Annotated in this window: 11 protein-coding genes; 6 read left to right on the plus strand and 5 right to left on the minus strand. The window is 67.0% G+C overall.

Annotated features, from left to right (window positions below):
• Positions 1-600 (minus strand): cbb3-type cytochrome c oxidase subunit I (locus ACWDTP_RS34245; RefSeq protein WP_450027670.1); only part of this gene is annotated, 600 nt, incomplete at its 3' end.
• A 171-nt stretch (positions 601-771) separates the two neighbouring features.
• Here ACWDTP_RS34245 and ACWDTP_RS34250 point away from each other — a divergent pair.
• The 6 genes from ACWDTP_RS34250 to ACWDTP_RS34275 all read left to right on the plus strand — a co-directional run bounded on the left by ACWDTP_RS34250 (position 772) and on the right by ACWDTP_RS34275 (position 6,290).
• Positions 772-1,467, plus strand: coding sequence for a helix-turn-helix transcriptional regulator (locus ACWDTP_RS34250; protein WP_450027671.1), 696 nt, complete (start codon positions 772-774; stop codon positions 1,465-1,467).
• A 32-nt stretch (positions 1,468-1,499) separates the two neighbouring features.
• A complete protein-coding gene (locus ACWDTP_RS34255; RefSeq protein ID WP_450027680.1) occupies positions 1,500-1,712 on the plus strand; it encodes a ferredoxin in 213 nt (70 codons plus the stop codon).
• 69 nt (positions 1,713-1,781) lie between these two features.
• On the plus strand, positions 1,782-2,699 hold the full coding sequence (locus ACWDTP_RS34260) for a LysR family transcriptional regulator (RefSeq protein ID WP_450027672.1): 918 nt from the start codon (positions 1,782-1,784) through the stop codon (positions 2,697-2,699).
• A 94-nt stretch (positions 2,700-2,793) separates the two neighbouring features.
• Positions 2,794-4,014: a mandelate racemase/muconate lactonizing enzyme family protein gene (locus ACWDTP_RS34265; RefSeq protein ID WP_450027673.1), complete on the plus strand. Its 1,221-nt coding sequence runs from the start codon at positions 2,794-2,796 to the stop codon at positions 4,012-4,014.
• On the plus strand, positions 4,011-5,609 hold the full coding sequence (locus tag ACWDTP_RS34270) for an AbgT family transporter (protein ID WP_450027674.1): 1,599 nt from the start codon (positions 4,011-4,013) through the stop codon (positions 5,607-5,609). Before ACWDTP_RS34265 ends, ACWDTP_RS34270 begins: the two co-directional genes overlap by 4 nt.
• 69 nt (positions 5,610-5,678) lie before the next feature.
• Positions 5,679-6,290 (plus strand): dihydrofolate reductase family protein, encoded by a 612-nt coding sequence (locus ACWDTP_RS34275; protein WP_450027675.1) that lies wholly within the window; start codon positions 5,679-5,681, stop codon positions 6,288-6,290.
• 12 nt (positions 6,291-6,302) lie between these two features.
• On the opposite strand, the gene ACWDTP_RS34280 is transcribed toward ACWDTP_RS34275, so the two are convergent.
• From ACWDTP_RS34280 to ACWDTP_RS34295, 4 genes are all read right to left on the minus strand, one after another.
• Entirely contained in the window at positions 6,303-6,929 is a 627-nt protein-coding gene (locus ACWDTP_RS34280) for a cutinase family protein (protein WP_450027676.1), read from the minus strand.
• Between the two features lie 37 nt (positions 6,930-6,966).
• The gene (locus ACWDTP_RS34285; protein WP_450027677.1) at positions 6,967-8,139 is read right to left on the minus strand and encodes a Fic family protein; all 1,173 of its coding nucleotides are present in this window, start codon (positions 8,137-8,139) and stop codon (positions 6,967-6,969) included.
• 56 nt (positions 8,140-8,195) lie between these two features.
• Complete coding sequence (locus ACWDTP_RS34290) at positions 8,196-9,659, minus strand: hypothetical protein (protein ID WP_450027678.1); 1,464 nt, start codon at positions 9,657-9,659, stop codon at positions 8,196-8,198.
• A 210-nt stretch (positions 9,660-9,869) separates the two neighbouring features.
• A partial coding sequence (locus ACWDTP_RS34295) for a hypothetical protein (RefSeq protein WP_450027679.1) occupies positions 9,870-10,066 on the minus strand: 197 nt, incomplete at its 5' end.

A 10,066-nucleotide genomic window follows, 5' to 3' on the forward strand; every position in this document is an offset into this window, starting at 1 on the left:
CTGGCGCATGGAGTCGACGATGCAGACCACGGTGGTGATCATGTTGACCGCGCCCAGGATGGTGCCGAGACCGGCGACGGCCAGGCCCATGATCCACAGATCGCCGCCCGGGCCGGGTGAGTGGATCGCGTCGCTGAGCGGGGCGTAGGCGGTCCAGCCGAAGTCGGCGGCACCGCCCGGGGTGACGAACCCGGCGACGGTGACCAACGCACCGAACAGATACAGCCAGTAGCTGAGCGCGTTGAGCCGAGGGAACGCCACGTCGGGCGCGCCGATCTGAAGCGGCAGAATGCAATTGGCGAATCCGAAGACGATCGGGGTGGCGTACAGCAGCAGCATGATGGTGCCGTGCATGGTGAACAGCTGGTTGTACTGCTCGTTGGAGAGGAACTGCAAACCGGGCGCGGCGAGTTCCGAGCGCATCAGCAGCGCCATCAGGCCACCGGCCAGGAAGAACGCGATCGAGGTGACCGTGTACATGATGCCGAGCAGCTTGGGGTCGGTGGTCGTCACCACCCGGTACACGAACGAACCCCTGACCCCGCGGCCGGGCGGGAACGGACGGGTCGGCGTCAGCTCGGCAACAGCGCTAAGGGCCATCTCCACCACTCCCACCAGCTTCTTATTTAACGCACTATAGCCCGGTAAATAGTGTGCGGTAAGTGGACCGACCACATTTATTACAAGGAATTTTTGGAGTAATGTCATCGGCATGACGTACGTGATCGGACAGCCCCGTGCGAACGCCGTGCCGCCACCCCAGGGGGTTTGATGCCCGCCGACGGAGCGCCACGTCAGCCGGGGACGGAGCAGCCCGGACGCCGCGAAGCCATCCTGGGACTGCTTCGGGCCTCGGCCGAGCCGCGCAGCATCGCCAGCGTGGCCGACGAGCTCGGGGTTCACCCGAATACGGTCCGGTTTCACCTGGAGCCGCTGCTGCGCGCCGGCCGCATCGAGCAGGTTCCCGGTGACTCCGCGGGTCCGGGCCGTCCCCCGATCCTGTTTCGCGCCAGCCGCCGGATGGACCCCGGCGGACCCACGAATTATCAACTGCTGGCCGACATCCTGACCGGATACGTCGCCCGCGAACCCGAGGCCGCCGGCATCGCCACGACACTGGGCCGCTCGACAAGCCAAGCCCTGGTGCCGTCTTCGCCGTCGCAGGGCGCTCCGACGAGAACCCGCACCGTGACCCGACTGGTCGAACTGCTCACCGAGCTGGGCTTCGAGCCCGAACCCGTCGACGGTCGGCGGGCACGGAATATTCGGTTGCGGCACTGCCCTTTCCAGAGTCTGGCCGAACAGTACGGCGAGGTGATCTGCTCCGTGCACCTGGGCCTCATGCAGGGCGCGCTCACCGCGATGCGGGCGCCGGTCACGGTGGATGGGCTCGACCCGTTCGTCGAGCCCGACCTGTGTGTCGCCCACCTGGCTCCCGCCGGGGCCCACGAGCGGGACTCCTCCTAGCGTCCCGCGGCCCGGGACGTGACACAACGTCAATTGAAGGAGCAAGCATGCGTGTCGTAGTGGACCGTGATCGCTGTGAAGGCAATGCCTTCTGCGTGAAGATCGCGCCGGCGGTGTTCGAACTCGACGATGACGAGTACGCGGTGGTGACCGCCGACCCCGTCCCGGCCGAGCAGGAGCCCCTCGTCGAGCAGGCGATCGCCGACTGCCCTCGAGCCGCCCTGTCACGCGCAGACCAGGCGTAGCCGCGAGGTGCACTCAGGTCCGGATTTCGGTCGCGGGGGAAGCGTCGTTGTTAAGGTCAAGTCGTGGGGATGGAGTCCATTCAAGTCGCTGACCTGGAGGTCTTCCTCGCCGTCATCCGCAACGAAAGCATCGCAGGGGCGGCCCAAGAGCTGAGGATGTCCTCACCCGCCGTGTCGACCAGGATCGCCGCCCTCGAACGTAAGGTCGGCGTCCAGCTGCTACGAAGAACCGCCCGGGGGTCGTTTACCACCGCGGCGGGCAGCCAGTTCCGAACATATGCGAAAAGCTGTCTGGACGTCCTGAGCCAAGCCCGTCGCAGTCTGCATACGGCAATCGACGACGCCATCACCTTGGCGATACCTGCGTCGCTGGGCAACACGTTGATGGGTCCTGCCCTTGAGGTGCTTTCGGCCGCCGGCGTGGTGGCGAACGGGCGGATCGAGGACACCGTCGACATCATCGATCACGTGGCCGATCGCACCGTCGATCTCGGATTCGTCGTCAACGGTGTGGTCCCACGGAGCCTGACCAGCGAGCGGCTGACGAGGTCGCGAATGCTGCCCGTAGTGCGCCCCGGTCACCCGCTGCTCGAGCACGGCCCCCTGTCGGTCGAGGATCTTCGCGAGTCGCCCATCGCGATCTACCACTGGCACACCGACGCGGTAGAGATCGGCCACCTCCTGGGGCGCTCGCGCCGCGAGACCGCATGCCCCACTGTGTTTGTCGGGCTGCCGACCGCGATCGTTCACCTGATCCACCACAAGAACTACGTCGGGTTGATCGCCGAGTTCGCCGTGGCCGACCAGTTGCGCCGTGAGGAGTTGGTGCTCCTGCCGGTGGCCCTACCCGCCTGGAGCGTCGACGTCGACCTGATCTACCGACCGTCCTCGAACGCCTCCCGGGCCGCCGAGACCCTGACCTGTGCTTTCGGCTCGCTACTCCCCTATGTCGCCGTGCCGCCGGACCCGCCCAGCGACGAGCCTTAAGCAGAAGTTAAGGGAAGACCTTGGCACTTTGGGTCTACTGAATCCGTGAGCCGCGGCCGATGGTGGATGTTCCAGCAATACACCAGGAGTGGTCATGCAGAGCAGCCCGACGAAGCCCGTTCACACCGAGGTCAGGGACGGGGTCACCACCGCTCGAATCGCGTCTATCCATTGCCATCCCGTCAGGTCGCCCCGGTGGGCGGAGACCCGCAACGTCTATCGTGACGAAGCGCTGCTCGTCGAGGTTCGAAGTGACGTCGGCATCAGCGGCTGGGCCGAGACCAATGGGCTCATGCCCGCCATCCAGGCCTTGGTCGAGACCGAGACGGCTCACCCCCGCGACCGCGGACCGGTGTCCCTGCTCGGCGAGCCGCTCGATGACCCGGCGGGTCTGGTGTCGCTGCTGCGGGCGAACACCGTCAACCGCGGACGCAGCGGCCTGGGTCGGGTCGCCGTCGGAGCGGTGGAGACGGCGATCCTGGACCTTGTCGGCAAGCTCAGGGGCGTGCCCGCGCACCACTTGCTCGACGGCGACGGCACGCCGGCTCGCGCCTCGGTACCGGTCTACATCACGGTCTACAACCGGGGGTCATTCGACCACGTGGTGCAGAAGGCGAAGGACGACATCGACCGCGCAACGGACTACGGCTACCGCGCCTTCAAGATCGAGGCCACGGATTTCAACACCGACGAGGCCGAGGCCGTCCGGCTTGTGGAGGAGGTCAGGGCGCACGTCGGCGACGAGACACCGTTGTTCGTCGACAATGTCTACCGCTGGAAGACGCTGGCGTCGGCACGTACCGCTGCGCTCGCGTACCGGTCGCTGGGTGTGGAGTTCCTGGAGGATCCGTTTGCCCCGGAGGCCTTCGAACTCTCGGCGGCTCTGCATCGCGAGACCGGCATGACGATCGCCGCAGGCGGCAGCATGGAGAGTGCTGACCGGTTCGTCGCCGCAATGGATCTCGGCGACGCGTCAATCGTGCAACCCGGACCGCACGTCGGCGGGCTGGTCGAAGCCGATCGCGTGTGTCGGGAAGCCGGTAGGCGCGGCAGGCGCGTCACGACCTTCTCGCTGTGCGCAACCACGTTGACCCCCGCAGCATCGCTTCAGCTCGCCGCGGCCAATCCGGTGGTGTCCTACGTCGAGTACGCCCCCGCGTCGCTCTTCCCGCATCTGGTCTTGCGCAGTGAGCTCGCCGGCCCCGAACCCGAACTGCGTGATGGTGAACTACTCGTCCCGCACGGGCCCGGTCTGGGCGTCGAGGTCGACGCGGACGCCGTGGCCCGCCACACGCTGGAGGTGTATACGTCATGACCACCGACACCCGCCGGGCCGACGCAGGCACGCCACCGTCGATGGGCCGCTTGTTCCGGGCACTCGGCACCATCGAACGAGCGGGAAACCGGCTGCCGCACCCTTTCTGGCTCTTCGTCATCCTCACCATGCTCCTCGCGGTGGCGAGCTCCATCCTTGCGGCGGTCGGCGCCTCGGCGGTGCTTCCCAACACCGGCGAGACCGTAGAGGTCCAGAACCTGCTGAGCGTCGCCGGAGCGACGCACGCCGTGGAATCGGCGCTGACGAACTACTCGGAGTTTCCCCCGCTGTCAGTCATTCTCGTGATCGTTCTCGGTGTCAGCGTCGCCGAGCGCAGCGGTCTCATCACCGCACTGCTGCGGATCACGGTGGGTCGGCTGCCCGGCCGATACCTCACCTTCGCCGTCGCGTTTGCGGCGATGATTTCGCATGTCATGGGCGATGCCGCGTACCTCGTCATGATTCCCCTTGGCGCCCTGGCGTTTCGATCGGCGGGCCGGAGCCCCGTCCTGGGCGTCATGGTCGCCTATGTCGCGACCTCGGTCGGATTCAACGCCAGCCCGTTGGTTACCCCGTCGGACGCGCTACGCTCCGCGCTGTCCGACGTCGCCGCCAAAACCGTCGACCCTGGCTACACCATCACCCCGTTGGCGACGTACTTCTTCAGCGCGGCGTCATCGTTGGTGCTCGCCACGGCAATCGCCCTGGTAGTCGACCGGGTGCTGGCGAAGCGGCCGGAACTGTCCGGCCCGGGCGATGACGATCAGATCGCGGACACTCTGTTCTCCTCGGCTCGCCATCTGCCCGACAACGACGATCCGGAAGCAGACGACGTGCGATTGAGCCCGGTCGAGCGCCGGGGGATGCGCAATGCCGGCATCGTCGCGGCGCTCTACGCGCTGGGCGTCGTGGGATTGCTGTTGCCCGGCTCCCCCTTCTTGGGCGAGGGCGGCGGCATCGTCGAGTCACTGGTGATCGGCAACGTGTCGCTCTTCTTGTCGCTGTTCTTCGCCGCGGTGGGGTTCGCCTACGGCCGCGCGACCGGCACCGTGCCGACGCTGGCCGACGTTCCCGGGGTTATGGCCGAAGGGCTCAAGACGATGACGCCGGTTCTCGTCCTGTACTTCACCGTCTCGCAGTTTTTGGCCTACTTCAAATGGACCGGGATCGGTTCGCTCATCACGGTCAACCTGGCCGACATCCTGCGCTCGGCCCAGGCGCCCCATCTCGTCATTCTGCTGGGCATCGTGCTCGCCGTCAGTTTTCTCAACATGATCGTCACCAGTGGCACCGCGATGTGGTCGCTGCTCGCGCCAATTGTGGTTCCGCTCGCGATGTACCTCGGGTTGGCACCCGAGACCGCGACAGTCGCGTTCATGATCGGTGACTCCGTTACCAACTGCGTGACGCCGATGCACGCCTACTTCGTGCTCGCCCTTGGCTTTGTCCAGCAACTCCGCCGAGGCGCGGGCATCGGCACGATGCTCTCCTTCACGGTTCCCGTCTCCCTCACCGTCTTCGTCGCGTGGACCGGATTCTTCGTGCTGTGGTACGCCATGGGCATCTCTCTCGGCCCCGGCGTCGCGGTGCGCTGAGGACCGACGATGATTTCTCACGGTCTCCGTGGTCTGCTCTTATGCCACCCCGCGAACCGGAGGATCACCGTGCCACGTACCAACCTGTCCATGTCGATCTCGGCCGACGGCTACGTCGCCGGCCCGAACCAGAGCGAAAAGCACCCCCTGGGCGTCGGCGGTGACCAGCTGCACGGCTGGCACCTCGGCCCCGACAAAGACCATCCCGTCAACCGGCAGGTGGTCGGCGAGATGCTCGATGGCATGGGCGCGACGATTATGGGCCGCAACATGTTCGGCCCCATCCGCGGTGAGTGGGGTGACTCGGACTGGATGGGTTGGTGGGGTGACGAACCGCCGTACCACTGCCCGGTGTTTGTGCTGACCCACTATGCGCGTGACCCGATCGAGCTGAAGGGCACCACGTTCCACTTCGTCACCGACGGCATCGAGTCCGCGTACGCCCGGGCCGTGGATGTCGCCGGCGATCGGGCCATCTCCATCGCCGGCGGTGCGTCGTGCGGCCGCCAGGCGATCGCGGCCGGCATCGTCGACGAGATCGACCTGCAGGTGAACCCGGTCATCCTCGGCTCGGGCGAGCGACTACTGGACGGGTTCGCGGCAGGCACTCCTCGCCTGGAGTTGGAGCGGACGCTCGAAGCGCCCGGGGTCGCCCATCTGCGCTACCGCGTGCTCCGCTGAGCCTTTGCCGGATCAGAGCTTGCCGGCGGCGAAATCGGCTGCCTGAGCGACCTTTCCGGACTGCACATACGAGACGTGAGCACCCATGTCCCAGCCGCCTTCCCAACAGATCGGGTCGGCCTCGTTGCACAGGTCGATGGAGTTGGCGGCGTACGCCGAGGCCAGGGCAGGCAGCGGTCTCCCGGCGAGGGTTTTGGCGAAGCTGGTTCGGGGCGTCCCGAACAGTGCGGTGGCCGCCACATGATCAGCGGTCTGCCGGGATGCCTCGTTGGCGGCCAGTTCGATCACCGCCGCGCCCTGAGAGTAGCCTCCGAGCACCATCTTCGTCTTCGGGCAGTCGGCCGCGATGGACTCGATGAGTGACCGCGCCGCGTCGACACCGGCCGGGGTGCTGTGGTTGAAGTCGTTGCTGGCCGGGTAGTCGACCGGCGCCGCGTCGACGGTGCGTGGCGCCACCCGGGCGCGCAGATCGTCGACGAGCGGACCGCCGACGCTGCCCATGCCCGGGGGTTCGTTGGTGCCGCGGGCGAACACCACCTCGACATCGGGGCACGGCGCAGCCGCGGCCGGTGCGGACATCACTACCGGGGCGGCCGCGACGGTTGCCGCGAACGCCATGATCAAAGCGAGCTTGCTCATACCGACCGATCGTAGGATGCCCGTCGATAACGCCCGGTCAGCCCCGTCGCCCCGCGCGTTCGGCGAACGAGTCCAGCGCGGCGAGCACGTCGGGTGAACGCCATATCCGGTTGCGGGGCCCGTTCGTCGTCTCGACGAGGATTCCCGCCTCGGTGAGCGGGTTGAGGTAGCGGTGGGCGTTGGTGGACTCGATACCCAGCTCCTGTGCCAGCAGCGCAGCGTTCACCACCGGGCGGCGGATCAGCAATTCGGCGACCTTCCACACCGTGGAGTCGGACCGCGCGGTGATCAGGTCATTCCAGGTCTTTCGGATATCGCGAAGGTCGGCGACCAGTTGACGCCCGTTGGTGATTGCCAGGACGGTGGCCTGCGAGAAGCGCTCGACGATCGGTACGGCGTCACCGTCGCGATAGCTGGTCAACGCCGCGAAGTAGGCATCGGTGTCGGCGAGCAGTCCGGCCGAGACCGGCACCGTCACCTGCCGCGTCAGGCCCTTGTTGCGCAGCATGGCTTGTACTACCGCGCGGCCGGTGCGGCCGTTTCCGTCGGTAAAGGGGTGAATGGTCTCGAACTGCGCATGGCTGACCGCGATCTGCGGTAGCGCGGGAACGTCGGCACGCCGCGCGAAGGCGATCAGGTCGCCGATCGCGCCGGGGATCTCCTCGTGGCGCGGGCCGACGAAGGTTGCGCCGATGGGGGTGGAACCGGCGCCTATCCACACTGGTTCGGTTCGGAATTCTCCTGGCGTATGGCGTGGCTCGTTGACCATCAATGCCCGGTGCATCGCCAGGATGGCCTCGGCGTCGACGGTGTCGGACAGGGCGACCGCTGCCTGCATCGCCGCGGTGTTGGCGACGATCATCTCGGCGTTCCGCTTGGCCTTGCCACCTGGCAGTTCGGCCTCGGCGATGGCGCGGGCCGATGCGGTCAAGTTCTCGATCTGCGAGCTTGCGGCGGACTCCGACCGCAGCAAGACCGCGGCAAACGGTGCGATTCCACCGCCGAGTTCGGCGTCGAATCGGGTGATCTCGCGGCTGGCGGACTCGGCGTCTGCCGACACGGCCGGCGGCAAGTCCAGGATCAAGTCGGCGACGGCGGCCGGCACGGCGGGGTGATAGGTGCCGTACCTGGGCCACGCTCCGCCCGCATACTGCGTTCCCTGCGGTTCCCACCGAACGTTCTCGTAGGTGACGGGGCGAAGTGAAGCCATCGTCCCAGCTTAACTTCACCTATATGCCTAAGTGAAGTTAAATACGTCGGTTGACTTCACTTAACGTGCGGTTGGCCGTCGGTGAGTTGGGCGCGGAGGGCGTGGTCGAGGCTGTTTTGGGCGCGGGCGGTGCGGTGGATCGGCTGTGACCGCAGCAATTCGGCGGCGCGGTTCCGGTAGCTGTCGCTTTCGGCCCCTTCAGTTGCGTCGGCGTGGGTGAGTAACGCGGAGATGCGCTCCAAGCCCCGCGCCCGGTCCTGATCCAGGTAACCGCGTCCGACGCTGCGCGCATGGCGCTCGGCCTCGGTCCAAGCGGCTTCCAGCGCGCCGACGGCGAGCCGATACGAGTCGGCGTGCCCGGCGTCGGATGGCCCGGTTTCGGTGCGTAGCGCGTTGGCGTGTCCGGCGGCTTCGTGGAACGTTCGGGTGGCCGATACCTGCACGTCCACGGCCGCCGGGTAGGCCAGGATGAGCTGCGGGTCGATCTCGAACGGCAGGTAGTCGCGCAGTACGGCGTCGTGACGGTCGACGCTCGATTCCCATATCAGGGCGGCCGCTGTGCTGGGGCGGCGGCGTCGCCACCAGCGTTGCCTTGGTGTCGTGTTGTCAGGGGGTGGGACGCTGCTGCGCGGCCGCGGTGCCGGTTCTCGCCGCCGGGTCGGGCGGTTCGGTGGTGGCGATGGTGATGCAGGCGCTACGGATTCGGGCATGCCGACCGCCTGCTCATCGCGGGCCGAGTACGGCGCAACCGGATCTTTGGCCGGTGCGATCTCGGCTCCGGGCAACGGGCCGCACACGGTGGCCCAGGGGCGCAGCGCGGTGGCGACGGCCTCGGCGATGGGCGGGTCGGCCATCCGTTTCGCCATCCGTCGCCGGAGCACGCCGCCACGTTCGCCCTGCGTCGAATCGATATGTGCCGCTGCGACGTAGGCGGTGTTGAGCAGTCGTTCGCCGCGAAGGTTCGGGTGGTGAAAGCGTTTGATGCTCTCATAGAGCGGCATCGCCGAATATTCGATGCCGGGGCCGATTTGGCGGACCTTGTCGATCAGCGCGTCGTCGACCTCCGCACTGAGTCGAATGATGCGGTCGAATTCGTGTGCACTCAGCTGCTCTGCGCGTAAGGCGAATGCCTGCAACAGCATTGGGATGGTGGTGTCTTCGAGGTGCGAGCTGCCACCGGCTTCGAGGAGGGCGAGATAGTCTTCGACGCTTGGGGACTGGCATGCGCGTTCCACCGGCGAGGGCAGCACGGCGGGTGTCGACGCGACGTATGCGACGCCGGGAATGGCGGGCGGCGGCGATACCGGGTGTGCCGGATTGTCGACCAGCACAAAGGATCGCGGATCGGCGGTGGACCAGACGACCGGTACCCGCACCGCCGCCCGCAGCCCGATCGACCAGGACCGGCCCAGCTCCACGGAGCGAGGGCCGTTGGTCGGTGAGAAGAGGACGCCTTCGCCGCCCGCCGTCTTCACCAGCACGGCACGCTGCACCGCGCCGGGCAACGACGAGACAGACATGTGCGAATCCAATCACAAGGAACGCTCGTCAGTCCCCTCCGTGGTCCTGGGCTGCAGCGCGAACACGCTCAGTGGGACCTTCACGGTCGGCGAGGTCCCCGGCAGTGTCAGGAGCGTCGCGGTCGACACCCGTCGTCACGGATGCGGTATCGCTTGGCACCGGAACCCCCGGACGCCACCGCTCCCCCCACGAGTGAACGGGGTACGTGGTCAGTAGTCGCGCTGCCAGTCGCGGCATGCGCGCCGTCCCTCGATGCGCTGGCGCTTGCCGGGGCGAATGTCCCAGACATGGTCGCCATGGCAAAGCGTACAGCAGCACACGTGAGTGCCGGTGTAGAAGAACACCTGAATCGCCCCGGTGAGTCCGGAGGCTTCATCTCTTGTGAAGGATGGAGTCATGGCAGGTT

The organism is Mycobacterium sp. NPDC003449, assembly GCF_053588415.1.